Consider the following 24,230-nt stretch of genomic DNA (forward strand, 5'->3'; position numbering starts at 1 on the left):
CGGCCGCGCTATTCGAAGACAAAGTAGTCCCGTTCCTCACCCTGGACGGAGATCCACTTGGGCTCGGTGAGTTCGCGGGTGATCCACTCGCCGTGGTAGCGACCGAGACCGGACTGCTTGACACCGCCGAATGGCGCGTTGTGGTCCTCATTGATCGGCTGGTCGTTGATGTGGACCATGCCGGCCTCAACCCGATCGGCGAGGTCGCGGGCCCGCTCCTCGTCCTCGCAGAAGACCGACGCCGAGAGGCCGTACTCGGTGTCGTTGGCCAGTTCGATGGCCTCCTCGTCGTCGGCGAACGGGATCACGGGTGCGACGGGGCCAAAGTGCTCGTTACACGCCGTCGGCATGTCATTGGTACAGTCCGAGAGGACCGTCGGCTCGACGAACAGGCCGTCGGCCTCGCCGCCGGTTTCGAGGGTCGCACCCGCCTCGATCGAGTCCCCGATGAACGCGACCAGATCGTCGCGCTGGGTCTCGTTTTGCACCGGGCCGAACGTGACGTCCTCGTTCTCCGATGGATCACCGATAGTGAGTGACTCTGCATGGTCGACCAGCAGGTCGATGTACTCGTCGTACAGGTCCTCGTGGACGAGATGCCGATTGATCGAAATGCAGACCTGCCCCTGATGGAAGAACGAGCCGAAGGCACCGGCGCGCGCGGCCCGCTCGAGATCGACCTCGTCGGTGACGATGAAGGGCGCATTGCCCCCGAGCTCGAGAGCGGGCAGCGCGAGGCTCTGGCCGGCGTTCTCTGCGACGCCCTTGCCGACGGCCGTCGACCCGGTAAAGGAGATCACCCGCGGCGTCGGATGGCTCGTCATTCGGTCGCCGATGTCCGAGCCGCGGCCGGTGACGACGTTGACGACGCCGTCCGGGACGCCGGCCGCCTCACAGAGCTTCGCGATGAGCAGCCCGCCCGTGATCGGGGTGTCCGTCGCCGGCTTCAGGACGACGGTGTTCCCCAGCGCGATCGCCGGCGCAAGGGCTCGCAGGGAGAGGTGCAGCGGGAAGTTCCACGGCGAGATGATGCCGACGACGCCGACCGGTTCGTGGACGATGTGGTTGTCCTTGTCGTCGACCGACGGGGACGGGCGGACCTCCTCCTCGGGGGGCTCGAGGTCGAGTGCCATCTCCACGTCGCCGGTCGCGGTGGCGAACTCGCCCATGGCGCGGTAGCCCGGGGTGCCGGCCTCCGTCGCGAGCAGCCCGGCGATCTCCTCGAAGTGCGCGTTGAGTTCGTCCAGCAGGTTTTCGACGATCTCGTCGCGCTCCTCGCGCGGCATCGCTTCCCAGTCGGGCTGGGCCGTCTCGGCCGCGTCGTAGGCGGCGTCGACGTCATCGACCGTCGCCGCCGGCACCTCCGTAAACACTTCCTGTTTCGACGGGTTCTCGACGAGGATCGTCTCGTCGCTCGCGGCGTCGCACCACTCACCGTCGATGTATAGCTGGTTCCAGTCGGCCTGTGGCTCGAGTGCTGGCGTGCTCATACGCCGCTGCGTACGTTATTTTCAGTCTTATGTGTTCGGCAACCGGAGACGATAGGTGAGCCCGTTGTAACCGAAACGAGTTACGGGTCGGCCATGGAGATTGGTCCGCTGTCGAGACCGTCACCTTGGTGGCGGGGCGACTGCCGTCGCGATCAGCCGACGAAAAGACATTACTACACCGGGGGTGATATCCCGACTATGCCGCTTCAGACGCCGCCGTTACGTGGGATTCACGACGAGCGTGGAGCGAAGTTTACGGAGTTTGGCGGCTGGGACATGCCGGTGGAGTTCGATTCGATCCGGGCGGAGCACGCGGCCGTGCGGGAGGATGTCGGGGTCTTTGACGTCTCGCATATGGGCCAGATACACGTCACCGGCCCGGACGCGACCGAGTTGATGCAGCGGCTCACCTCGAACGACGTCTCCCGGCTCAAGGTCGGCGACTCCCAGTACGCCGCGATCACCGACGAGGACGGGATCATCATCGATGATACCGTCGTCTATCGGCTGCCCGCCGAGGGCGAGACGCTGCCGGAATCCCGCGGAGACGGCGACGCCGCCGACGGCGACCCGACGTACCTATTCGTCCCCAACGCCGGCACCGACGAGGCGACCCACGAACGATGGATCAGCTACCGCAACGAGTGGGGGCTTGAGGCGACCGTCGACAACCGGACCGACGAGTACGCGATGTTCGCCGTTCAGGGGCCGAACGCGGTCGGCCTGGTCGAAGATCTCACCGCGGAATCCGTTGACGACCTCGATCGGTTCGAGGCTCGGTACGCGACGATCGACGACGTCGACTGCTGGATGGCCCGGACGGGCTACACGGGCGAAGACGGCTTCGAACTGATCGTTCCCTGGGCGGCAGCAACGGATATCTGGACGGCGTTCGACTGCCAGCCCTGCGGGCTGGGTGCGCGCGATACGCTCCGGATCGAAGCCGGCTTGCTGCTCGCCGGGCAGGACTTCGACCCCGACTCGAACCCGCGGACGCCCTACGAGGCCGGTATCGGCTTTACGGTCGCGCTCGAGACCGATTTCGTGGGCCGGGACGCATTGGCTGGGATCGAGGAGGCGGGCGTCGACGAGCGACTCGTCGGCTTCCAGTTGATCGACCGCGGTGTCCCCAGACACGGCTACGACATCACGACCACCGAGAGCCGGGTCGTCGGCACCGTCACCAGCGGGACGATGAGCCCGACCCTCGAGAAGCCGATCGGCCTCGGGTACGTGCCGGTTGAGTACGCGGAGCCGGGGACCACCCTGCAGGTAGTCGTCCGTGGCCAATCGAAGAAAGCGAGAGTCGAAACCACACCCTTCATCGACACAGTATAATGAGCTTCGACGTTCCCGACGATAGACGGTACCTGGAATCGCACGAGTGGGCACTCGAGACTGACGGCGTCGTCCGCGTGGGTATCTCCGACTTTGCACAGGACGAACTCGGCGACGTGGTCTTCGTCGAACTCCCCGACGAGGGCGACGAGCTCGAGCAAGAAACGGAGTTCGGCGTCGTGGAGTCGATCAAGGCCGTCTCCGATCTCTATGCGCCCGTCAGCGGCGAGGTCGTCGCGATCAACGACGACCTGTTCGACGGCCCTGAACTCGTCAACGAGGACCCCTTCGGCGAGGGCTGGATGCTCGAAATTGAGGCCGATGATCTCGACGAACTCGAAGACTTGTTGACCGCTGACGAGTACGAAGATCAGATCGCCTGAACCACGGTTCCATCTTCGACACCGATTCGATCTCTCTGTTTCGGTAGCGATCGCGCTGTTCGCTCCCTCTCATACGTTCGTTACTCACTCACCCCTTCACTCTCTCCTCTTACTCTCGAGGCGCTAGCCCGCTCGAGACGCCGAAACGCTGACGGGCCCATCCGAAACTGTTAGGATAGTTCACACGTTAGCGGACGATAGTGGGTCCTCTTGCAGCGACGGCGATCGGTGCGACCTCGGCATCCGCGATAACCGGTCTCGATCTGGCCGTCTTGCTGTTGCTCCTGCACGTGTGGGGGTTCGTCGTCGGGGTGGACGTCTATAATGACGATGCGGCGTCCGGACTCGACTGGGCCACTCGCCGAATCCACGTGGGCACGCGACCGTACGCGGTCCTCATGCTCGTCGCGACGGTCATCGTCTGGTTGCCGTTTGCCGTCGGATCGTATCCGTTCCTCGGAAACGCTCCCATCGGCAGATCGCGGGGCGTCGTCGTCCCCGTCGCTGTCGGTGGCCTGCTGGTCGGCAGTGGATTCTACTTCCTCGGTGGCCTTCTCACCACGCTTCGCTCGTACGCCACGCTTCGTCGGGCAACCAGCACTGCCCCCGGAGCCGCTGACCACGGGCTTGTCGCCGTCTCCGGCCGCGTCGTTCCGCTCCGAGAGCCACTCGTGGCACCACTCACCGGTCGCGACGCGGTCTGGTACCGGCTCACGGCGACGACGACCTCCTCGAAAGACGCCAAGAAGCCAGGCGGCGGCGCTGACGATTCACTGTTTCGGAGCGTACTGACGTACTCGACCGACCCGGCCCGTGTGATCGCGGATCAGCGAACCTCGTTTGCCCTCGAAGCCGACACCGGTCGGGTCGTCGTCGATCCCACGGACGCGGCGTGCCGGCTCGAGCGGCCGGTGTCGAAACGGGTCGCCGCCGATGAGAGCCTACCGGAACCGCTCGCGACCCGACTCTGGGAGTCAGCCGACCTCGAGACCAGCGATCGGGATCGACGCTACCGCGAGTCAGTCCTCGAGGTCGGCGAAACGGCGACCGTGCTGGGCATCGCCGAATCCGAGGGTGGAGGCACTTCGATCGTCGCGACCGACGACTCGATCGCCGACTTCGTCGTCGCTCCCGGTGGTGAACGGCAGGTGGCTCGAGCCCTCCGTGAGACGATCGCGGGCTGTGTCTTCGCCACCGTCGTACTGACTGGTGGCGGATTCGCTCTTCTGTGGTGGCTCGCCGGCCACGGCCTCCCGTGAACTCACCGACAGTGACCGACAGAGAGAGGACAAGAGACCAAAGTGTCCGCAGCGAGCGCATACGGATCGATCAGACGCGTTCGACCCACACGAACCGGTAGCGTCTCAGAAAACGAACCGCTCACCTAGTCGTCGAGCGTCATGAGGTGCTCGAGCACGTCGTCGAGCGGGGCCGAGGTGACGGCGAGCGAGTAGCCGTCGATGCGTGCGAGTTCCTTCGCGTGATCCCAGAGGTCCTCCTCCTCGAGTCCGTGGAGAATCACGGCGTTCGGCGTCGGATTGATCACTCGCAGCGCGATGCCAACGCCCTCGCCCTGCGTGACATTGGTGAACACGAGGACGCGGTTCGTGCTCTGCCCGTAGAGGCGAAAGAACTCCTCGCTCGAGAGGCGCGTGATCGCCTCGATGCTGTCGATGACCGTGTGGCCGCTGACCTGCTCAGTGCCGCTTGAGGCCACTTCGGTCGCCTCGAGGTCGTCGTACAACCGCGTGAGGGGAAGGGAGGTAGCGTACTCTCGAAGGTCGTAGACGACGTCGCTCTCGAAGCCCGCCGAGAGGACGCGGCCGTACTGCCTGATTCGTTCCCCGCCGCGGCGTTCGTCGATCACGAGCAACCCCTCGACGAGTCGGCCGACGACGCCGATGCCAGGACTCTCCCGGCGGCCGCTCTCGTAATCGGAGATGACCGACGACGAAACGTCTAGTTCGGCCGCGAGATCGGTCTGCGAGATGTCGAAGTCGGTGCGCCACTTGCGCAGGGTCGCGCCGGGATCCTCACTCAGCGTGATTTCCCCGGCGATCTTCTCCGCGAGTTCCCGTTTCGGTCCGCGTCCGCTCATACCCGACGGTCGGCGGGTCGATCCAAGTAGCTACCGGAGACCGACTGCCCGGCCGAACGGGCGAGTTGGCCATCGATCTCGACTCGAGTGGTTGCCGCTTCGTTCAACGATCCAAACAATCAAGCCCTCGCGGTTCGAGTCCGCGGAATGTGCCATCAACCGTCGTCCACGTTGCATTCGCAGGCTTACTCGGGGTTGCGTTGCTCGGCGACGAGTTCGATACCCGGGCGATTCTGGTCGTCATGGGCTGTGCCGCCCTCCTCGATCTCGATACGCTGATCGGCATCGTCGTCCCCGGCACGCATCGCGCGGCGTTACACAACGTCTGGATCGTCCTCGTCCCCGCCGCCGTGTTGCTGTGGGACGGCTCGATCCGCGAGGAATCGATCCTCCGAGACCGGTGGGGGAGCTACGGCCACCGCGTCGCGTGGGCCAGTTTGGCCGGGGTACTCTTCGCACACGTTCTGTTCGACGCCTTCTTCAACGGCGTCAACCTCTTCTGGCCGCTCCATGACCGGTTCTACGACCTGTCGGGATCGCTGCTCGTGACCGATCAGCGCGGCCTCGTCCAGACGTTCGTCCAACTCGATGCCAGGCACCTGGCCGAGTCGACGGCCCGCGGGACCACCGAAAATACCCACTACAGAACCGGGTTCGATCCCACTCGAGACGAACCGGCGACCGCCGTCGAACGGATCTTCCCCATCGCGGCGACCGGTGAACGGTTCGTGCTCGCCGTCGCCGGGTTCGGAACGGTACTCGTTCGAATCGTCGAAGACCGGCGGATCGACTGAGACCAGTGGTCCAACTGAGACCGGTGGTCCGACTGCGCCGCTGTCACGGGCCACAGCGGGACGGCTACTCAGTCGGCCCCTTGCTCGCGGACGGCGGTGCGGTCGTCTCGACGCGCTCGCAGAGCCACGCGATCGCCGCCTCGACCGTTTCCGGATTCGTACTCGAGACGCGGATCCGACCGGGGCGGTTCTCGCTTCGCGGATAGCTCCCGACCGAAACGTCGAAGCGCTCAGTGACTCCCTCGAGAGCCTCGTGGAGCGACCCCTCGGGTGCTGGCGTGTACAGCGTTTCTGCGGTCGAGTCGCCCTGGAACTCGTCTTCGACTGCCTCGAACATCGCCTGCATCTCGTCGGGAATGCCAGCGAAGACGTAGACGTTCTCGACGATGCAGCCCGGGGCCCACCCCTTGTCGGTGACGATCGGCGTCGCGCCCTCGGGAATCGAGGCCGCCGCATCGATGTCGAGTTGCAGGTCGTACTCCTCGACCATGTCCGGGTTCTCGTCCCGGAACGCGGCCGCCTTCTCGACGAGTCGCTCTCGGATCTCGCCGTGGACGACGAACTCGCGCTCTAAGCCGTCCGCGACGGCTTCGACGGTCACGTCGTCGGGGGTGCCGCCGATGCCGCCGGTGACGATCACGGCGTCGAACGCGTCGCTCCAGCGGTCGACGTAGTCCGCGATGAGGTCCCGGTCGTCGGGAATCGTCAGGATGCGCCGGACGGTGCTGCCCCGGTCGGTGATCCGCTCGGCCAGCCACGACGCGTTGGTGTTGGTCGTCGATCCCGCGAGAATTTCGTCGCCGACGGTGACGATCGCGACGTTCATAGCCGGGGTTCGACGCCCGGCCAGTTATCGGCTCGGGTTCCGGTCGTCGGTCGATGGGGGCGGTATCGCGCGACCGTTCGTCGGAACCGCGACCCCGGATCGAAACGCGCTCGAGGCCGTCCGAACCGGTCGCCGTCGTCGGTCGCCAGCGCCACGATTTTGTAAGTCCTGTGCCAAGCGGCCGTATGGAAGTCTTCACCGGCGACGAGCGTCCCGCTGCGTCCCCGTCGCCGAGCGATCTCCGTCGACCCACCGGCGCTGCCGCGGTGGGGGAGCGAATCGGTGATCGAACGCGAGACGGATCGAACGCGATACCGACGACGCGAGATCTCTCGCGGCGACCGGGGTGGGGTCGATGGTAGCCGTCGACCTCGCCTTCTCGTTCGGGCGACTCCTCTTCGCCCTCTTCCTTGTCTTCCTGAACGGCTTTTTCGTCGCCGCGGAGTTCGCGTACGTCCGTATCCGGCCGACGCAGATCGAAGAGCTCGTCGCGGAGGGGCGGTCGTCGGCGAAGCTCGTCCAGGAGGCCGAGGAGAACCTGGACGACTACCTCGCGACGACCCAGTTGGGTATCACGATCGCCTCACTGGGGCTGGGGTGGGTCGGCGAACCGGCCATCGCCTCGCTTCTCAGACCCGTGCTGGGACCGGTGCTTTCCGCTGGAACGCTTCATCTGGTCTCTATCGTGATCGGGTTCAGCGTCATCACCTTCCTGCACGTCGTCTTCGGGGAGCTCGCGCCGAAGACGCTCGCCATCGCGGACGCCGAGCGGATCGCGCTATTGGTCGCCGCGCCGATGAAGTTCTTCTACTACATCTTCATTCCCGGGATCATCGTGTTCAACGGGACGGCGAACTTCTTTACGCGGCTCATCGGCGTCGCGCCGGCCTCCGAGCGCGACGAGAGCCACAGCGAGGAGGAGATCCTGCGGATCGTCGCCCAGTCCGGCGAACAGGGAGCCGTCGACATGGACGAAGTCGAGATGATCGAATCCGTCTTCGACCTCGGCGAGACGGTCGCCCGCGAGATCATGGTGCCGCGCCCGGACGTCGTCACCGTCCGCGCCGGCATGCCCCTCTCTGAACTCCGCGGCGTCGCCGCCAGCGGGAACTACACGCGGTTCCCCGTCGTCGACGAGGTCGCCGACGAACCGGTCATCGGGTTCGTCCACGCGAAGGACGTCCTCCAGGCCATCGAGGCCGCAGACGGGGACGACGCGGGCGACGAACCGGTCGGTGAACCGACCGCTCGCGACCTCGCTCGAGACGTCCTCATTGTTCCCGAAACCCGACGGATCGACGAGATCCTCGCGGAGTTCCGCAAACAGAACGTCCAGATGGCCGTCGTCATCGACGAGTGGGGTGCCTTCGAGGGCATCCTGACCATTGAGGACGTCATCGAGGAAGTCGTCGGCGAGATCCAGGACGAGTTCGACGTCGCATCGATGGAACCCTCGGTCGACGAACTCCCCGACGGCCGCTACGCCATGGACGGCGGCGTTCCGCTCGCGGACGTCAACGAGACGCTCGGAACCGAATTCGAGGGCGACGCGTTCGACACCATCGGCGGTCTGGTGTTGAGTCGCCTCGGTCGCGCGCCCGAAGTCGGCGACTCGATCGAGGCCGACGGCTACGAGTTGACCGTCGAGGGCGTGGAGGGAACTCGCATCTCGCGGGTGACCGTCAGCGAGGCCGTTCCGGAGGCCGAAGGATCGTCCGATTGACCGTCGCCGGGCCCATTCACCGCTCCTCTTTTCGCTGAGGCGTCGGCTGCCGGGTCGCCCGAATCGAATTCCCCCTCCTCATTTCGTCCCGGAGACATTTTCGAGTCTCAGTCGTAGAGATGCCGCGATCGGTAGGGACTCAGTCGGCCGGTACCACGCGGAGTCTCGGGTCTCGAGACGACGGTCCGATATTGCGGACGTTCACTCACGAATCGATGACTGTAACCAGACATAACACCTCTGCGACATCTTTATATCGTGAGATATACTTCGACCGGGTATGGAACGTCGGACATTCATCGGTGTCTCCGGTGTCGGACTCGGTCTCGCGGGATGTCTCAACATGAATGCTACTGAATCAGACGAGTCGAACGAGTCACGCGGCGAAACCGACCTGGCTGCCGAGAACGCGACGGACGAATCCGCCGAGGAGACGGGTACCGAGACCGATTCGTCGACGGATTCCGAGACTGAGACGGATACCGAGACTGAGACGGATACCGAGGAGACCGGCGACGAATCCGTCGACGAGAGCGAGGGGTCGGAGCGAACCGTGACGTTCCCCTCCTGCACTCGAGCGGAGGTTGCGGGGACGTTCGAAGCCGACGACGTCGCCTTCGCGAGCACGGACTTCTACGAGGACGGGCTGTACGGGAACACCATGATAGAGGACGGGGTCGTGTTCGGCGAAGACGTGGCCGCACCGTTCTCGGGGACGGTCGTGTTCGAGATCAGTGACGACGCAGCGGTTCACGAAGGGGCCGACGAGATAACCGTCGAGATACCCGAGTACGGCAGTGACGGGACCGTTATTTCGTCACTCACGACCGATCGAGAGGATTACCTCACGGGCGGTTCCACGTACGGGAACCCGAACGGGCGCGAGTGTCTGCGCGAAATCGAACCCGACGACGGTGGCGGCGCCACTGCCGACGAAGCGAGCGCGACGTTCGAAATAGCGGGTCTCGAGACGAACACGCCGATCGACGCCGGCGAATTCCTCGAGGTGAGCGCGACGATCGAGAACACCGGCGGGGCCGACGGCACACAGGACCTCGAACTGATCGTCGGTCACAGTTCGGAACGGGTCGAACGGCAGGCAGTGAGCCTCGAGGCCGGCGAGCGGACGACCCTCACGACGGGATACCAAACGCCGCCCGTCAATACCGATCAGGAGTTTCCCGTCCGCATCGAATCGGACGACGACGCGGCCGAGCGATCCGTGCTCGTCTACGGAACGAACTGAGACCCCCGAACCGCGCCGATCTCCGATTTGCGGTCCGAAACGCGCGACCGATCGGTCGGTGGCCGGTCTGCGCCGGATTCAGGGCCACTCGACGATCGGGTCGTCGGTCCCGGCCCGACGGATGTACTCGGTTTGCATCTCGGAGACCGCGTCGTCGAATCGTTCGCCCGCCTCGAGATAGTCGCCGACGCGGGCCAACTTCCATCGGCTCGGCGTCGTCCGTTCGGTCCAGCGCGCCTCGAGCGGTGCGAGATAGTCCTCGATGACGTCCGATGAGACGCCCTGCTCGCGGAGGCCCCGACGGGTGAATTCGAAGAGTTCCTCGTAGATCACGGTCGAGTCGGTCGTTCGAGTGCCGTCGGCGGTGACCCACGCGAGGTCGGCATCGATTCCGTTCTCGACCGCGGTGTAGAAACTCCGTTCCGCCGCATCTCGCTCGAGAGTCGAGAGCGGATGATCAGCCACACACAGACCCCGGACGAGCCCAGCGACCAAACACTGGAAGCCGATGGTCTCCGTGATCGTCGGCTGGGTGGGAAGCGGGCGGTATTCGAGACGAATCGACCACCGGTCGCCCTGATCGACCGGCTGGCCGCCGATGACGGTACGGAGCCACCGCCAGTACGTCCCCCGCTTGTGATCGAGTTCCCAGAACCGGTCTCCGAACGTCTCGCGATCGCCGTCCACGAGCCACTCGCGGAGAAATGGCGCACACGTCGGATCAGCCATAAGCTTGTCGACGGTATCGGCCGCGCTCCCAATCTCAGTGGGGAAGCGAACTTTCTCCCACGCCCGGTTGACTGACTGCTCGAAGACGGGAATTCGGAGTTCGTGATACGTTTCCTCGAGCAAGCGATACGGATCGTCGATATCGTACAGGTCCGGCGGGAGCAGCGGCGAGTTCGTCGCTAACGCGAGCACCGGACCGAGCGTCCGCAGGGCGGTATTGTAGTAGCGCGGAAACGCGTCGACGTCGGGGACCTGAACGTGTGGCTGGATCGAACTCGCCAGCGACTCGAACAGGATCGACGGAAACGCCCGCTCGAGGCCCGGCACCGAGAGGGTAATCGACCCCCCGGTTCGCTGCAGAACGTCGTTGTCGATCGCACAGTATCGCGGCGACGGCGTCATATTCGCCGCGACGGTCATCCCTTCGTTCTCATTGCCGTCCGTGAAGTAGTCGTCACTGCCCTCCGGTGGCGGAATCGTCCACATGGCGTCCAAGACGATCTCGAGCCCCTCCCGCTCGGCGGCTCGTTGCACAGCCCGGAAATCACGGCGGAGCGCTGCCGCCTGCGCCACGATTCCCTCCCCATCGAACGAGCTCGGATCAGTGTGCAGTTCGACGTTGTGCAACCCGAGTTCCCTCTCACAGGGACTCTCGAAGACGGTTTCGGGCACTCGAGCCAGCTGATTGTCCTCGTCGATCGCGTAGGCCTCGAGTTCGATCCCGAGACCGAAGCTGGGATTGTCGAGCCGCCCTGCTCGGAGGGCATCGGTGAGACGGGTGGCTTGCTCGTCGACGCGACGGTCGAACTCGCTGTGCGTCTCGTCACGGAGTGAACGCTCGACGAGGTCGATGAACGCCGCCATCATCGGAACAAGGCGGTCCAGTCGCTTAGAGGTGGGGTAGGGACTTCGCTCGAAGTGACACAACCCGCGGACGAGCGCCAGTGCTGCTGGGACAGGAGAGGAGGAACCGTCGCGGTAGCCGACGGGTCCGCAACCACTAAACGCGACTCACCCCAACGACATACCAATGACCGACTGGACGGAGAAGTACCGCCCGACGACGCTGTCGGAGGTACGCGGCAACAATAAGGCCCGCGACAAACTCGAGGAGTGGGCCGAGAGCTGGGACGACCACCACAAATCGGTGATCGTCCACGGCAGCCCCGGCGTCGGGAAGACGTCGGCTGCCCACGCGCTGGCCACCGATATGGGCTGGCCCGTGATGGAGCTCAACGCCAGCGACAGCCGAGGGGCCGACGTCATCGAGAAGATCGCCGGCGAGGCCGCGAAGAGCGGGACGCTCACCGCCGGCGAAGCGGGCCGTCGGCTGGTCATCCTCGATGAAGCGGACAACTTCCACGGCAACGCCGACTACGGCGGCTCTCGAGAGGTAACGCGCGTTGTTAAGGACGCGAACCAGCCGATCATTCTCGTCGCGAACGAGTTCTACGACATGAGTCAGTCGCTGCGCAACTCCTGTGAGACGATCGAGTTCCGTGATGTTTCGAAGCGGTCGATCGTCCCCGTGCTACGGGACATCTGCCGACGCGAAGGCATCGACTTCGAGGAGGAAGCCTTAGAGAAGATCGCCGAATCGACGAGCGGTGACCTGCGGTCGGCGGTCAACGACCTGCAGGCGGTCGCCGAAGAGGCCGAGCGATTGACCGTCGACGACGTGGTGACGAGCGAGCGCGATACCACCGAGGGAATTTTCGACTTTCTCGATGAACTCATCAAGGAAAAGACGCTGAGGGTGCGCTTCGGGCCTCCTACGACGTCGACGAGACGCCGGACGATCTGCTCAACTGGATCGAGGACAACGTCCCGAAGGACTACGAGGGCGCGGAACTGGCCGACGCCTACGAGTTCCTCTCGAACGCCGACCGCTGGCTCGGTCGCGTTCGGGCCACCCAGAACTACTCCTACTGGCGGTACGCGACGGACAACATGACCGCCGGCGTCGCCGCTTCGCGCCGGGGCGACAAAGGTGGCTGGACTCGATACGGGCCGCCGAGCTACTGGTCGAAACTCGGTCGGACCAAGGGGACGCGGAACACCCGCGATTCGATCGCCGAGCGCATCGCCGAGCGAGAGGGTGCGAGCGTCGCTACGGTCCGCCGAGAGATCCTTCCCTTCCTCTCCGCGATGACCCACCACTGCAAAACCGCGATCTGACCGTCCGCATGGCCGCGGCCTACGAACTCGACGAGTCCGAAGTCTCGTTCGTCACTGGCAGCGGAAAGGATACCAACAAGGTCCAGTCGATCGTCGAGGACGCCGAAGAGCTGAAAGCCGAGGAAGCGGTCGAACACTCGGGCAACGCCTTCTTCGAGGCCGAGCGCTCGAGCGGAGACGGCGAGACGGTCACCGCTGTGAGCGACGAGAGCGGCGACGATACCGACGGCTCGAGCGGGCAGCAGGCACTCACAGCAACGGAGTCGGACGATGAAACGATGCTGAGTCCGTGTCGGATGGATCGTCAGCAGCCGACGAATCCGACGACGATCAGTCCGGGTTGAGCGACTTTATGTAACCGTTTCCTTCCCGGACGCCGACTCGAGGGCTCGAGGGAACCGGGTTTGTGTTTTCTTTTGCCAAAATATGTCTATATATTGAATGATCGACACTATTACGTCGATGAACGGTGAGAGTGACTCTTGGTGATCCGCTGAATGACAGACCCACATAGCTGCCCGCTCTGTACGAAGACGTACGACGATCGCAACGATCTTCGCGTCCACCTCGAGGTGAAACACCGGAAATCCGAAGTCGTCTCCTATCTGGTCGACCTCGATGCAGAGATAACCGATATTTCGTCCGACCACGAGTCGGCGAGCGTCGACAAAGAGCGTCAGGCACCGTCTGCCTGATCGATTGCGGACCCGATCAGCGAACTTCTACCGGGAGTCGATCGCGAAACGCCGACGACAGTGCATCGCTGACGCCCGCAGCGAGGGCACGCGGTTCGGTATCGCCATCACGTTCGGTCCCGCCCAGCGGCGGTACCGTCTCGACGGGATACCCGGTCATCCGCTCGAGTTCGTCGGGATTGGTCCGCTCCGCGATCGTTTCGCCGGCGTACTCGTTGACGATGAGACCGCAAATGTCGATTCCTCGATCCTCGAGCGCGTCGACCGAGAGCGCGGTGTGATTGAGCGTGCCCAGTCCTGACCGCGTGACGACGACCGCCGTGGCCGCGAGGTCGGCGATGAGGTCGAGCACCTCCTGATCGCCGGCCAGCGGAACCCGGAGGCCGCCGATCCCCTCGACGATCGGGACCGGGGTCGTCTCTATCTCGCGCTCGCAAGCTGTGCGGATCGCTTCGTACTCGAGGTCCTCCCCGGCGACCTCGGCCGCGACGCGCGGCGCGAGCGCCGGCTCGAGATAGCGTGGACAGGTCGCGGCCTCTGGAGTGTCACAGGCCGCGGCGACGAACCCCGCGTCACCGACGAGCGAAGCTTGCCGAGCCGACGACTGTGAGCCGTCAACGTCGGCGGGCGGATGGCCGGTCTGGGCCGGTTTGATCGCCCGAGCGTCGTGGCCCTCCTCGCGGAGCAAGCGCGTGAGCCCGGCCGTCACGACCGTCTTCCCGACGTCCGTTCCAGTGCCGACGACGGCAATCGGCCGCTCGGCGCTCATAGCAGCCCCACTTCCTTGCCCGCCGCGCGAAACGCCTCGAGGCAGGTGATGATGTCGTTCCGATCGTGCGTCGCCATCGGGACGACGCGGATGCGGCTGGTCCCCTCGGGAACGGTCGGCGGTCGGATCGCCGGCGCGACGACATCGCGTTCGCGGACCCCGTCAGCGAGAGCGATCGCGTCCCGCCGATTGCCTACGAGCACGGGGAGGATCTGGGAGTCGCCCAACACCTCGAATCCCATCGACTCGAGGCCGTCGCGGAGGTGGGCGACGTTCTCCCAGAGTTCCTCTCGTGCACCGCCGTAGCGGGCGACGTGGAGCGCCTCGCTCGCGGCCGCAACCGCCGGTGGCGTGAGTCCGGTCGAGAAGACAAAGGAGCGCGCGTCGTTGAGCAAGCATTCGATCAACGCCGCGCTGCCAGCGACGTAGCCGCCTTGGCTCGCCAGCGCTTTCGAAAGGGTCCCCATCTGAATGTGGACCCGGTCCTCGAGTCCTTCCGCTTGGACGACGCCACCGCCGTTCGCATAGAGACCCGTTGCGTGGGCTTCATCGGCCATCACCCACGCGCCGAACGCCTCGGCGGCGTCACAGATCGCCTCGAGCGGGGCAACGGTGCCGTCCATGCTGAACACCGAATCGGTGACGATCAGCCAGGACTCGTCAGTCGGATCGCGGCCATCCTGCGTCGCTCGTTCGGCTCGGTCCTCGAGCTTCGATCGAAGACTCGCAGCATCGCAGTGGTCGTAGACGACGGTTTCGGTGTCCGCGAGCCGACAGCCGTCGATGATGCTCGCGTGGTTTAACTCGTCGGAGAAGACCACGTCCGGCTCGAGTCCCGTAATCGTTCCGACGTTCGCGGCGTAGCCCGACGAAAAGGCTAGCGCGCGCTCGGTGCCTTTGACCTCGGCGAGTTGCCGTTCGAGGTCGCGGTGGACCATCGTATCGCCAGTGACGAGTCGGCTCGCCCCGGCACCCGTCCCGACGGTCGCAGCGGCCTGCCGGGCCGCGTCCTGTATCCGCTGGTCGTCGGTCAGTCCGAGATAGTTGTTCGAGGCGAAGACGAGCGCCTCCGCTGTGTCGAGTACGGGTAATTCGCCGCCCGAGGGCTCGGCGAAGTAGCCGCGCTCGGCGACCCGGTCACCGGGCGATAGCGCGCGTTTCAAGTCGTTTTCCTCGAGGACTTCGAGTCGGTCCTCGAGGTCGAACCCGCGGTCGGCCATTCGGCTATACGGAGTCAGTGCCATGGTTTGATTCTCACGGTTCGGATCGATCGATTGGCACGACTCGAGGCGATCGAGTCGATCGGCTCGAGTCGGACGGTACGTGGTGGTATCTGGGGTATCCTGAGCATAGCTTGTCGAAAACGGATCGGAACGGCGATGGGTCGCGGTTAGAAGCCGGGCATCAGATCGGCCGGGCCGAAGACGCCGTACTCGCCCGCACGGTTTCGGCGAACGCCGGCTTTCAGATAGCCCAATGCCGGGCCGTTGACGTTGGCCTCCATGCTCGTCTCGTCGCCTAACTGAAACGTGTTCGTTGCCGTCTCGCCGTCGAACGTCCGTCCGGTCACGCGAACCGTGGTTGTCGTCGGCTTCTCATCGTTGCGAACGTCGAGGATCCCACCGACGGTGACATCCTCGGCATCACAGACGCCGGCGCGCTCGAGTAGGACGTCATCGGCGTGTTCCATGTCCTCGAACTCGATGGCGCCGTCGTGGTCGTCGATGATCCCCTCGATCTCGGATTCGGAGAGTTCGCGTGCGGTCTCGATGTCGTACTTGGGGAGGTGGGCGATGTCCTCGCGGACGGTGCCGCGGTTGTCCTCGTAGCCGGACTTCAGCCCGACGCCCCACCAAATGTCGACATCGGTAACCTCGACGAACGACTGGGCGGCGAGTGCGGCCGCGCCGGTCAGCAGGCCAGGGGTCGCGCCCGCGCCGCAGATGAACGTGATACCGCTCTCCTCGAACGCCTCGCTCCGGTCGTCGAGCATGTCGATCACACGCGAGCGTTTGAGCACGTCGATCATCACACCCGAGTAGCCGCCCTCGGCGAAGCGGTCGGCGGTCCGCGGGATGAAGTCGTGTTCGTAGTTCGGCAGGGCCAGCAGGACCGCGTCGATCCGATCGCCGTGGTCGATGACCGCCTGAATGGGATCCTCGCTGGCTCGAGCCTGGCTCGAGGCGACGACACCCTTGTCCTCGCCGTGTTGTTTGACGTCGCCATCGGCGGCCGTAGCACCCGGTCCACCGTCCGTCGCAACCTCGTTGTCTCGCGGCTCGCTGTCGATATTGCCCTCCGTCGCCGCGAGCAGTTCGTCGACGTCGAGGCCGTTGAAGTCGACGGCGATACCGTGGCGGTCACACGCCGCGACGGGCGTCAACGCCTCCTTGTACTGACTCACTTCGAGTGCTCGTCGGCCGATACCGCCGGTTCCGAGTACCGCAAACGTGATTTCGTTCATGTCTGTCGATGTGTTGGTGGATTCGCGTGGGTAGTCGTCAGTCATCGCTCGGTTCCGCGCCCGTACTCGCCGTCTCTTCAGTCGACGATTCCGCAGCGCCGCTGTGGCGGGCCTTGACCTCCTCCGGATCGAAGTCGTTGGTGTCCGTGTTCGGTTCCAGCCCCGCGCGCTCGATGATTTCGATGTCGTCGCCGGGCGATTGGCCCTCGGTTGTGAGGTAATCACCGGTGAGGATGCCGTCCGCGCCGGCCTCGAGCGGCAGGTGCTGCTCGTCGGGCTCGAGATTGACCTCGCGGCCGCCGGTCAGGCGCACCCGCGACTCGGGGTGAAGCAGTTTGTACACCGCGACCGTCTTGACGATCTCTTCAGTCGTGATGTCGACGCCCTGCTCGGCCAGCGGCGTCCCCGCGACTGGGTTGAGGACGTTGACTGGCAGCGAGGAGACGCCAATGTCCTGCAGGGCGATGGCGGCCTCGACGCGATCGGTCGGGGTCTCGCCCATGCCGAGGATGACGCCGGCACAGAGGTCCATCCCGGCCTCCTTGGCGACCTCGAGCGTCTTCACCCGATCCTCGAAACTGTGCGAGTTGACGATCTCGGGGAAGTAGTTCGGCGAGGTCTCGATGTTGTGATTATAGTGATTGATCCCCTCCTCGGCGAGGATCGCGGCCTCCTCTTCGGTCAGAATGCCGAGGGAGGCGTCGACCTCAAGGTCGCACTCGTCGCGTACGCGGCGGATCGACTCGAGGACCTCCGCCCACTCTTCGGGGCGATGTTCCTTCGACACGCCCTTTTCGGCCACGACGATGCCGAATCGCTGGGCACCGTCGCGTTCGGCGCGCTTTGCTGCCTCGAGGATCTTCTCGGGACCGAGGAAGCCGTAGGTGTCGATACCGGTATCGAAGTGGACCGACTGCGCACAGAAGCCGCAGTCCTCGGCGCAGTCGCCTGCCTTCGCATTGACGATCGAGCAGGCGTCGACCGTGCCGTCACCGAAGCGATCGCGCACGGTTGCGCCGGCCTCGGCGAGCGCCGCGACCGGTTGGGCCATCAACGCGATCCCGTTGGTCCGATCGAGCACCTCGCCGGCCATCACCCGCTCGAGCGCGTCATCGACCGTCTCGTTTCCAGTCTCGTAAACCACATCTCTAGACGTGGTTAACGGAAACATAATGTTTTTGGATGGTCGTTCCGAGCGGACGGTCCCCGAGAGGCGGTGGTGACCAGCCGTTCTCGGAGCACGTGATCGGAACCGGCGTCGCGCGGCCGTCCCGACCTCGGCAAACGAGAGAGGCGTTCACGTCGGTTCCCTAACTTTTGAATAGTGGTATGAGGTATCGCGGGGTATGGTAGTTAGTATCGCAGAGGGCCGATTCGAGGACGTCCCGGATTTCGACTACGACCCCCAGTACGTCGACGTCGGCGATCTACGGATGGCGTACGTGGAAACCGGCGGTGATGGAGACGACGGCGAGGCCGACGAGACGTTCCTCTGTCTCCACGGCGAACCGACGTGGTCGTTCCTCTACCGGAAGATGATGCCCGTCCTGGCTGAGCGCGGCCGCGTGGTCGTCCCCGATCTGATCGGCTGCGGGCGGTCCGACAGGTACGAAGACCGAGACGAGTACACCGTCGAGATGCACTACGACGCACTCCGGACATTCGTCGAGGAACTTGACCTAACGAATATCACGCTCATCTGCCAGGACTGGGGCGGCTTGCTCGGACTCTCACTGGCGGCGAATCAGCCCGAGCGGTTCGCCCGGCTGGTGCCGATGAACACCGGTCTCCCCGACGGGACCCAGGAGATGACCGAGACCTGGCACGCGTTCGCCGAAATGGTCGCTACCGCCGAGGATCTCGACATCGGTGAGTTAGTCGAAAACGGCTGTTACCACGACCTCTCCGAAGAGGTCGTCGACGCCTATCGCGCACCGTTCCCCGACGAGCGATACATGGCCGCCGCACGGACGTTTCCCGGACTCGTACCGCAGTCGCCTGACGATCCCGGTGTTGACCTGTTCACCGACGCCCGGGACCGACTCGCCGAGTGGGAGAAACCGGCGTTCGTCCTGTTCGCGCGGAACGACCCGATCATGGCCGACAACCGCGATCCGCTGCGGGAGTTCATCCCGACCGCGAGCGAGCAGCCCGACGTCTGGATCGACGAGGCCGCACACTTCCTGCAAGAAGACGCCGGCGAGGAGATCGCCGCGCACATCGTCGACTTCGTCGATCGAACCTGACTCGAGCGAGACGGATCGAACCGATCCGAGTCGCTATCGCGGCGTTTCGGCACCTCACCTCTCGAGGGCCGTCGCCAGTTCCGGATAGTCGTCGGCGTAGGCCTCGAGGTCCTCGCCCGCCATCGAGGCCTCGACGGACTGCCGGAATGGTGATTTTCTAATCGTATCTGTTCGTGCCCGTATACTGGTCAATTGTCAACTTCCGTTGCCGTCGATACCCGCCAACGGCCAGTAGACTCATACATCACATCTCACATCTATCGCGTCTGAGTAAATTCCGAAAATTAAAGTCGTGTGATAATCCACTAGTAGAGAACGGGTTCATGACAGATAGTACTACAGACAGTCCGGGTGACGGTAAGTTCGACGTGGGCTCGAGCGTCAACGACCTGTTCGGGAAGCTCGAGGACCCCGAGTCGGGAGACCAGCCCCGGATACAACTGGAAGATGGGGACGAAACCGACGGGGAGGAAACGGACGGTGTCGAGGACAGGACGGCCGCCGATGTCTTCGATCAACTCCAGACTGAGGCTGCAAACGAGGGTACTGCCGACGACGTGCTCGCAGACGAAAGTCCGGATGACATCATCGCGAGCGCAGACGAACCGGAGCCGGCCCCGGAGACGCCCGTCGACGACGCTCTCGTTGCCGATGGCGATGCACTGACAGAGTTGCTTCTCACTGGCCGTACGAAAGAACGGGAGTTCCTCTGGGTCGACTCCAACGGCTCCGACGATCCACGGGATGGCGAGCCGACCGACCGAACCAGTACGGACGAGGGGACCGAGGGAGCCGACGAGGAAACACCGTCCGTCGATGATACCGTCGACTTGGACGCAGCGACAGCGACCGCTACCGGGACTGTCGACGAGCCATCCGACGGCGAGCCCGTCGTCGAGAACGGGTCTGCCGACGCCGTCGAGCCTGATGTGGCTGCTGTCACTGATACTGACACGGAGAGCAACACCGACACTGCGGTCGATGCCGATGCCACTCCGGAGACGCCATCGAACCCGAGCGACGACACGTTGATCCGGAATGACGACACGGGCTCGAGTCTCGAGGCCGAGTCGGATACACACGCGGTCGATGACGCCGAAACGGCCGACCACGATGGTGACGGCATGGGGAGTGATACCGACACCGAGGGCACTGAGACCGAGACTGCGTCCGACGATACCGGGAACGCGAGCGCAGCCGACGACGAACCGTCGGGACTACTCGGCCGGCTGCGCTCGCTGCTCAACGGGTTATTCTGAGCCAGCCGCCGAACGGACTGCTCGGTCGACTCCGGAGTCACATCGCTTCGTATCGCGACGGCCTGGAACCGACTTGTTGACCCTGCCTCGGCTCGTTGCTCTCGAGCGCGATTACGTCTCGGGATGCCACATGAGCCCGTTCCGTCGAACCGTATACGACTTCCCACCGCACTCGGGACACTGCGTCCCGCCCCTTTCCGGATCGTCCGGTCGCTCCGGGATCGTCTGCTCGGAGCCACAGCGATCACACTCGAGCCAGACTGGCATACCGAGGGTGACGCGCTGTGGGACTATGATCGTATTGCGGGAAAGCGACGGGGATCCCCGCTAGACAGCCTCTGTAGTGGGAACTCGAGACCCAGTATCGCTCGAGTCAGCTCGAAAAAAGACGTGATCACACACCGATCGGCCCGCGACTGCGATCACGGGCCGACGCGAGCGCGAGACGGCAGCGTTACGCGAGGAACTCTTCGATGTGGTTGGCGACTTCTTCGGGGGTGTCGCCAACGGGGACGCCGGCGTCGTTGAGCGCGTTGATCTTGCTCTCTGCAGTGCCCGTCCCGGAGCCGGAGACGATCGCACCGGCGTGGCCCATCCGCTTGCCCGGCGGTGCGGTACGGCCGGCGATGAAGCCGGCAACCGGCGTGTCGACGTAGTCGTCGATGAACGCGGCTGCCTCTTCCTCGTCTTCGCCGCCGATTTCGCCGCACATGACGATGGCATCGGTATTGGAGTCGTCCTCGAAGAGTTCGAGGGCGTCGACGAAGTCGGTGCCGATGATCGGGTCGCCGCCGATACCGATGGCCGTGGTCTGTCCGATACCACGGTTGGTCAGGCTATCGACGACCTGGTAGGTGAGTGTCCCCGAGCGGGAGACCAGACCGACGTTCCCCTCGGCGAAGATGTTGCCGGGGAGAATGCCGAGTTTGGCCTCGCCAGGCGTGATGAGGCCGGGGCAGTTCGGACCGATGAGTCGCGTTTCCGTCTCGGAAAGGCGCTTGTTGACGCGCGCCATGTCCTGAGTCGGAATACCCTCCGTAATCGCGACCGCGAGGTCGAGATCCGAGTCGAGCGATTCGAAGACTGCGTCACCGGCGAAGGCCGGCGGGACGAAGATTACGGACGTGTCCGCATTCTCCTCGTCAACAGCTTCGTGAACCGTGTCGTAGACCGGTACACCGCTGACCTCCTGGCCACCCTTGCCGGGGACCGCGCCAGCGACGACGTTGGTGCCGTACTCCATCATCTGTTCGGCGTGGAACTTGCCTTCCCCGCCGGTGATGCCCTGTACCACGACGCGCGTGTCGTCGTCGACTAGTACGCTCATTGGTCGTTCACCTCCCCAGCGTACTCAACAGCACGCTGTACCGCGTCCTCGAGGGTCTGTTCGACCGTCACGAGGTCCTCGTTCAGAATCTCCATGCCTTCCTCCCAGTTCGTCCCGGCCAGTCGAACGACGACCGGCTTGGGGATCTCGTCGAACTGCTCGAGCGCTTCGTTGATCCCGCGGGCGACTTCGTCGCCGCGCGTGATGCCACCGAAGATGTTGAAAACGACCGAATCGACGTTGTCGTCCGAGAACACCATGTCGAGCGCGTTCGCGATGCGGGCGGCCTTCGCGCCGCCACCGACGTCCAGGAAGTTAGCGGGCTCGCCGCCGTAATGGTCGACCAGGTCGAGCGTCGTCATCACGAGTCCGGCACCGTTGCCGATGATCCCCGTGTTGCCCTCGAGTCGGACGTAGTCGAAGCCGTACTCGTCGGCCTTCTGCTCGAGTTCGTCGCCGCCGGCGGCTGCCTCTTCCATCTCGGCGAGTTCGGGCTGGCGGAACAGCGCGTCCTCGTCGATGTTCATCACGGCGTCGGCCGCGATGACCTCGTCGTCGGCCGTGACCATCAGCGGGTTGATTTCGGCGTCAGCGCCGTCCTTGTCGTCCCAGAGCTGGTAGAGCGTAGTGAGAACGCTCGAGACGTCGCGGGCGATCGACTGATCGACGCCGGCATCGTAGACGGCCTTGCGGGCCTGATACGGATGCATTCCGAAGGAGGGATCGATGTGTTCGCGAGCGATCGCCTCGGGGTCTTCCTCGGCGACTTCCTCGATGTTGACGCCGCCTTTGGTCGAGACCATCGCGACGGGCTTGCCCTCGCCGCGGTCCATCGTGATCCCGACGTAGAGTTCGTTCGTGAAGTCGACCGCTTCCTCGACGAGGACGCGATCGACGTGATACCCCTTCAGGTCCATTCCGAGGATCTGGGAGGCCGCGTCCCGAGCCTCGTCTGCGTCCTCGACGAGTTTAATCCCGCCGGCCTTCCCCCGGCCGCCGACCTGTACCTGCGCTTTCACTGCTACTGGATACCCGATCTCCTCAGCCGCGGATACGACGCCGTCGACGTCGGACGCGAGCTGTGAGTCCGGCGTCGGAATCCCGGCATCGGCGAAGACGTTCTTCGCCTGATACTCATGTAATTTCATGCCATTCGAACGGGCGTGCCGACCTTGCTTAAATCCTGCCAGTTTCCACTCGCCACGGGAGATCCATCGACGTGTATCGACTACACAGGGTGCGTTACCGCCGTACCGTTTTCTAATCTCCCATATTTGTGTTCATTTTCAACCGAAGGTGGGTGTGACCTTCCCGCACGTCCGGACTCGGTCCCGAATCCCTGCCACGAGTAGTCGTTTTTCCAGTAGTACGAATCCGAGTTACTTCCAGAGAATCGGTTCGGGACCGACACCATCCCACATAATTCATCATGTTTCGCGGAATCGCCCGACCGAACGACGGATCGACGGGATCAACGCGATCGACGCAGCATTCAAACGTCTGCCAGCCGCTACGTCCGAGATGAGGCGCACCGTCGTGACGAACCCTACCGCAACGCATCGAACGCCGGGTTGGGTGTCATCGATAACGACCGCCCTTCGGTTTCTGGTCCACAGTAACCTCTTCATCTCGCTGGCGACGGTCAGCGTCGCCGTCACGACCGCTCTCCTCGCAGATCTCCCGCTCGAGCCCCTGCCGCTGTTTATCGTCTTCGCAGCGACGATGTTCGTCTACACCGTCAATCGGTTCACTGACCTCGAGGAAGACGAACAGAACGTGCCACAGCGCGCGGCGTTTACGAAGCAGTACGGGACGCTCTGGCTCTCCGCGGGGGTCGGCCTCTACGTTGCCGCGGTCGGAGTCGCAGTCGCGCTCGGCCTCCCCGGCGCGGTATACATGTTCCTTCCGCTCGTAGTCGTGCTCCTGTACTCCGTCGGCGGGGTCAAGCAGCTCTTCCTCGTGAAGAACCTCGTGGTCGGTTTCGCCTGGGGTGCGATCCCGCTAGGCGTCGGCTACTACTACGACCGGCTGCTCTCGCCTGAGATCCTGTTTCTCTTCGCTTACATCACGACCATGATCACCATCGCAGCGGTGATCTTCGACGTGAAAGACATCGAGGGCGACCGCGCGGAGGGGATTCCGACGGTTCCAAACCTGTTCGGCCCGCGCTGGACCCGGGTTCTATCGCTGCTGGCGACCGTCGCCGTCGCCGCGGCGGTCATCGCCCTCGTCGGCGGCGGCGTAGTCTCGCGCGAGTTCCTCGTCGTGCTCGCGATGAACGCCTACGTCTGTGCGTACATCCCCTTTGCAACCACCGACCGCGGCCCGCTGTATTACGGGTTCGTCGTCGACGGCGAACACGTCTTCCTCGCCGCTATCGTCCTCGTCCTCGAGTGGCTGCTCTGGTAACGCCCTCGTGTAGTAGCGGTGTGGAGTGGATGCAGTGGTTCCACTGGCGAATCGGAGACGGCAGCTGATCCGTTCGTCGAGCTGTTAGTGAAGGTGATCGTCTCGATCGTCGTGTTGGTGCCCCTAACTGCGTTTCTGGGATACGGCGCTAGATCATCCTGACGCCTGGCGAAGATCGGTGGAGACGATCCGAGAACAGAAGACGGCGATCTTCGTCGAGACCGATTACTAGCGTGGTCCGATCGTAACAGGGAGG

Annotated in this window: 23 protein-coding genes and 1 pseudogene; 12 read left to right on the top strand and 12 right to left on the bottom strand. The window is 64.2% G+C overall.

Annotation, left to right across the window (positions count from 1 at the left end; translation table 11 throughout):
• Positions 1-8: 8 nt before the first annotated feature.
• Complete coding sequence (locus K6I40_RS09365) at positions 9-1,490, bottom strand: aldehyde dehydrogenase family protein (protein ID WP_222918769.1); 1,482 nt, start codon at positions 1,488-1,490, stop codon at positions 9-11.
• A gap of 198 nt (positions 1,491-1,688) precedes the next feature.
• Here K6I40_RS09365 and gcvT point away from each other — a divergent pair, with 198 nt between their 5' ends.
• From gcvT to K6I40_RS09380, 3 genes are all read left to right on the top strand, one after another.
• A complete protein-coding gene (gcvT, locus tag K6I40_RS09370) occupies positions 1,689-2,828 on the top strand; it encodes a glycine cleavage system aminomethyltransferase GcvT (RefSeq protein WP_222918770.1) in 1,140 nt (379 codons plus the stop codon).
• Positions 2,828-3,211 (top strand): glycine cleavage system protein GcvH, encoded by a 384-nt coding sequence (gcvH, locus tag K6I40_RS09375; RefSeq protein WP_222918771.1) that lies wholly within the window; start codon positions 2,828-2,830, stop codon positions 3,209-3,211. The genes gcvT and gcvH overlap by 1 nt, the downstream gene beginning before the upstream one ends.
• Before the next feature lie 200 nt (positions 3,212-3,411).
• Positions 3,412-4,470, top strand: coding sequence for an E3 ubiquitin ligase family protein (locus K6I40_RS09380; RefSeq protein WP_222918772.1), 1,059 nt, complete (start codon positions 3,412-3,414; stop codon positions 4,468-4,470).
• 125 nt (positions 4,471-4,595) lie between these two features.
• Here K6I40_RS09380 and K6I40_RS09385 read toward each other — a convergent pair whose 3' ends face one another.
• Positions 4,596-5,309, bottom strand: a complete 714-nt coding sequence (locus K6I40_RS09385) for a helix-turn-helix domain-containing protein (RefSeq protein ID WP_222918773.1) — start codon at positions 5,307-5,309, stop codon at positions 4,596-4,598.
• A 149-nt stretch (positions 5,310-5,458) separates the two neighbouring features.
• Between K6I40_RS09385 and K6I40_RS09390 the strand changes: the two genes are divergently transcribed.
• The gene (locus K6I40_RS09390) at positions 5,459-6,103 is read left to right on the top strand and encodes a metal-dependent hydrolase (RefSeq protein ID WP_222918774.1); all 645 of its coding nucleotides are present in this window, start codon (positions 5,459-5,461) and stop codon (positions 6,101-6,103) included.
• Between the two features lie 64 nt (positions 6,104-6,167).
• Here K6I40_RS09390 and K6I40_RS09395 read toward each other — a convergent pair whose 3' ends face one another.
• Positions 6,168-6,929 carry a molybdopterin-binding protein gene (locus tag K6I40_RS09395; protein WP_222918775.1) on the bottom strand — a complete coding sequence of 254 codons (762 nt, stop codon included), beginning with the start codon at positions 6,927-6,929 and terminating at the stop codon, positions 6,168-6,170.
• A 185-nt stretch (positions 6,930-7,114) separates the two neighbouring features.
• Between K6I40_RS09395 and K6I40_RS09400 the strand changes: the two genes are divergently transcribed.
• The 3 genes from K6I40_RS09400 to K6I40_RS09410 all read left to right on the top strand — a co-directional run bounded on the left by K6I40_RS09400 (position 7,115) and on the right by K6I40_RS09410 (position 9,898).
• Positions 7,115-7,291: a hypothetical protein gene (locus K6I40_RS09400; protein ID WP_222918776.1), complete on the top strand. Its 177-nt coding sequence runs from the start codon at positions 7,115-7,117 to the stop codon at positions 7,289-7,291.
• Entirely contained in the window at positions 7,285-8,652 is a 1,368-nt protein-coding gene (locus tag K6I40_RS09405) for a hemolysin family protein (RefSeq protein ID WP_222918777.1), read from the top strand. The genes K6I40_RS09400 and K6I40_RS09405 overlap by 7 nt, the downstream gene beginning before the upstream one ends.
• A 280-nt stretch (positions 8,653-8,932) precedes the next feature.
• Positions 8,933-9,898 (top strand): hypothetical protein, encoded by a 966-nt coding sequence (locus tag K6I40_RS09410; RefSeq protein WP_222918778.1) that lies wholly within the window; start codon positions 8,933-8,935, stop codon positions 9,896-9,898.
• 78 nt (positions 9,899-9,976) lie between these two features.
• On the opposite strand, the gene K6I40_RS09415 is transcribed toward K6I40_RS09410, so the two are convergent.
• Positions 9,977-11,491, bottom strand: coding sequence for a hypothetical protein (locus tag K6I40_RS09415; protein WP_222918779.1), 1,515 nt, complete (start codon positions 11,489-11,491; stop codon positions 9,977-9,979).
• Positions 11,492-11,657: 166 nt separating this feature from the next.
• Here K6I40_RS09415 and K6I40_RS09420 point away from each other — a divergent pair.
• Both K6I40_RS09420 and K6I40_RS09425 read left to right on the top strand, forming a co-directional pair.
• Positions 11,658-13,163 (top strand): annotated as a pseudogene (locus K6I40_RS09420) (replication factor C large subunit).
• 139 nt (positions 13,164-13,302) lie between these two features.
• On the top strand, positions 13,303-13,500 hold the full coding sequence (locus tag K6I40_RS09425) for a hypothetical protein (protein WP_222918780.1): 198 nt from the start codon (positions 13,303-13,305) through the stop codon (positions 13,498-13,500).
• A 16-nt stretch (positions 13,501-13,516) separates the two neighbouring features.
• Here K6I40_RS09425 and bioD read toward each other — a convergent pair whose 3' ends face one another.
• The 4 genes from bioD to bioB form a co-directional block, all read right to left on the bottom strand.
• A complete protein-coding gene (bioD, locus tag K6I40_RS09430; RefSeq protein ID WP_222918781.1) occupies positions 13,517-14,269 on the bottom strand; it encodes a dethiobiotin synthase in 753 nt (250 codons plus the stop codon).
• Entirely contained in the window at positions 14,266-15,489 is a 1,224-nt protein-coding gene (locus K6I40_RS09435) for an 8-amino-7-oxononanoate synthase (protein ID WP_222920324.1), read from the bottom strand. Before K6I40_RS09435 ends, bioD begins: the two co-directional genes overlap by 4 nt.
• A 170-nt stretch (positions 15,490-15,659) precedes the next feature.
• Positions 15,660-16,733, bottom strand: coding sequence for a transcriptional regulator (locus K6I40_RS09440; RefSeq protein WP_222920325.1), 1,074 nt, complete (start codon positions 16,731-16,733; stop codon positions 15,660-15,662).
• A 37-nt stretch (positions 16,734-16,770) separates the two neighbouring features.
• Positions 16,771-17,877, bottom strand: a complete 1,107-nt coding sequence (gene bioB / locus K6I40_RS09445; protein WP_222918782.1) for a biotin synthase BioB — start codon at positions 17,875-17,877, stop codon at positions 16,771-16,773.
• Between the two features lie 202 nt (positions 17,878-18,079).
• Between bioB and K6I40_RS09450 the strand changes: the two genes are divergently transcribed.
• A complete protein-coding gene (locus tag K6I40_RS09450) occupies positions 18,080-18,979 on the top strand; it encodes a haloalkane dehalogenase (protein WP_222918783.1) in 900 nt (299 codons plus the stop codon).
• Positions 18,980-19,033: 54 nt separating this feature from the next.
• Here the strand turns inward: K6I40_RS09450 and K6I40_RS09455 are convergent, their stop codons facing one another.
• Positions 19,034-19,171 (bottom strand): hypothetical protein, encoded by a 138-nt coding sequence (locus K6I40_RS09455; RefSeq protein ID WP_222920488.1) that lies wholly within the window; start codon positions 19,169-19,171, stop codon positions 19,034-19,036.
• Positions 19,172-19,302: 131 nt separating this feature from the next.
• Here K6I40_RS09455 and K6I40_RS09460 point away from each other — a divergent pair, with 131 nt between their 5' ends.
• Entirely contained in the window at positions 19,303-20,238 is a 936-nt protein-coding gene (locus tag K6I40_RS09460) for a hypothetical protein (RefSeq protein ID WP_222918784.1), read from the top strand.
• A gap of 111 nt (positions 20,239-20,349) precedes the next feature.
• Here K6I40_RS09460 and K6I40_RS09465 read toward each other — a convergent pair whose 3' ends face one another.
• The 3 genes from K6I40_RS09465 to sucC all read right to left on the bottom strand — a co-directional run bounded on the left by K6I40_RS09465 (position 20,350) and on the right by sucC (position 22,713).
• Positions 20,350-20,505 carry a hypothetical protein gene (locus K6I40_RS09465; protein ID WP_222918785.1) on the bottom strand — a complete coding sequence of 52 codons (156 nt, stop codon included), beginning with the start codon at positions 20,503-20,505 and terminating at the stop codon, positions 20,350-20,352.
• Positions 20,506-20,692: 187 nt separating this feature from the next.
• Entirely contained in the window at positions 20,693-21,565 is an 873-nt protein-coding gene (gene sucD / locus K6I40_RS09470) for a succinate--CoA ligase subunit alpha (RefSeq protein ID WP_222918786.1), read from the bottom strand.
• Positions 21,562-22,713, bottom strand: coding sequence for an ADP-forming succinate--CoA ligase subunit beta (sucC, locus tag K6I40_RS09475; RefSeq protein ID WP_222918787.1), 1,152 nt, complete (start codon positions 22,711-22,713; stop codon positions 21,562-21,564). Before sucC ends, sucD begins: the two co-directional genes overlap by 4 nt.
• Positions 22,714-23,086: 373 nt before the next feature.
• On the opposite strand from sucC, the gene K6I40_RS09480 reads away from it, so the two are divergent.
• Positions 23,087-23,974, top strand: a complete 888-nt coding sequence (locus K6I40_RS09480; protein WP_255681936.1) for a UbiA family prenyltransferase — start codon at positions 23,087-23,089, stop codon at positions 23,972-23,974.
• Positions 23,975-24,230: the final 256 nt, after the last annotated feature.

This window comes from Natrinema sp. SYSU A 869 (assembly GCF_019879105.1).
In the GTDB taxonomy this organism is placed as follows: Archaea; Halobacteriota; Halobacteria; order Halobacteriales; family Natrialbaceae; genus Natrinema.

Bases quoted from the DNA above. Each gene is read 5' to 3' on its own strand.
- K6I40_RS09365 (WP_222918769.1), bottom strand. From the start codon at position 1,490: ATGAGCACGCCAGCACTCGAGCCACAGGCCGACTGGAACCAGCTATAC.
- gcvT (WP_222918770.1), top strand. From the start codon at position 1,689: ATGCCGCTTCAGACGCCGCCGTTACGTGGGATTCACGACGAGCGTGGA.
- gcvH (WP_222918771.1), top strand. From the start codon at position 2,828: ATGAGCTTCGACGTTCCCGACGATAGACGGTACCTGGAATCGCACGAG.
- K6I40_RS09385 (WP_222918773.1), bottom strand. From the start codon at position 5,309: ATGAGCGGACGCGGACCGAAACGGGAACTCGCGGAGAAGATCGCCGGG.
- K6I40_RS09395 (WP_222918775.1), bottom strand. From the start codon at position 6,929: ATGAACGTCGCGATCGTCACCGTCGGCGACGAAATTCTCGCGGGATCG.
- K6I40_RS09400 (WP_222918776.1), top strand. From the start codon at position 7,115: ATGGAAGTCTTCACCGGCGACGAGCGTCCCGCTGCGTCCCCGTCGCCG.
- K6I40_RS09405 (WP_222918777.1), top strand. From the start codon at position 7,285: ATGGTAGCCGTCGACCTCGCCTTCTCGTTCGGGCGACTCCTCTTCGCC.
- K6I40_RS09410 (WP_222918778.1), top strand. From the start codon at position 8,933: ATGGAACGTCGGACATTCATCGGTGTCTCCGGTGTCGGACTCGGTCTC.
- K6I40_RS09415 (WP_222918779.1), bottom strand. From the start codon at position 11,491: ATGGCGGCGTTCATCGACCTCGTCGAGCGTTCACTCCGTGACGAGACG.
- K6I40_RS09425 (WP_222918780.1), top strand. From the start codon at position 13,303: ATGACAGACCCACATAGCTGCCCGCTCTGTACGAAGACGTACGACGAT.
- bioD (WP_222918781.1), bottom strand. From the start codon at position 14,269: ATGAGCGCCGAGCGGCCGATTGCCGTCGTCGGCACTGGAACGGACGTC.
- K6I40_RS09435 (WP_222920324.1), bottom strand. From the start codon at position 15,489: ATGGCCGACCGCGGGTTCGACCTCGAGGACCGACTCGAAGTCCTCGAG.
- K6I40_RS09440 (WP_222920325.1), bottom strand. From the start codon at position 16,733: ATGAACGAAATCACGTTTGCGGTACTCGGAACCGGCGGTATCGGCCGA.
- K6I40_RS09450 (WP_222918783.1), top strand. From the start codon at position 18,080: ATGGTAGTTAGTATCGCAGAGGGCCGATTCGAGGACGTCCCGGATTTC.
- K6I40_RS09460 (WP_222918784.1), top strand. From the start codon at position 19,303: ATGACAGATAGTACTACAGACAGTCCGGGTGACGGTAAGTTCGACGTG.
- K6I40_RS09465 (WP_222918785.1), bottom strand. From the start codon at position 20,505: ATGCCAGTCTGGCTCGAGTGTGATCGCTGTGGCTCCGAGCAGACGATC.
- sucD (WP_222918786.1), bottom strand. From the start codon at position 21,565: ATGAGCGTACTAGTCGACGACGACACGCGCGTCGTGGTACAGGGCATC.
- sucC (WP_222918787.1), bottom strand. From the start codon at position 22,713: ATGAAATTACATGAGTATCAGGCGAAGAACGTCTTCGCCGATGCCGGG.
- K6I40_RS09480 (WP_255681936.1), top strand. From the start codon at position 23,087: ATGAGGCGCACCGTCGTGACGAACCCTACCGCAACGCATCGAACGCCG.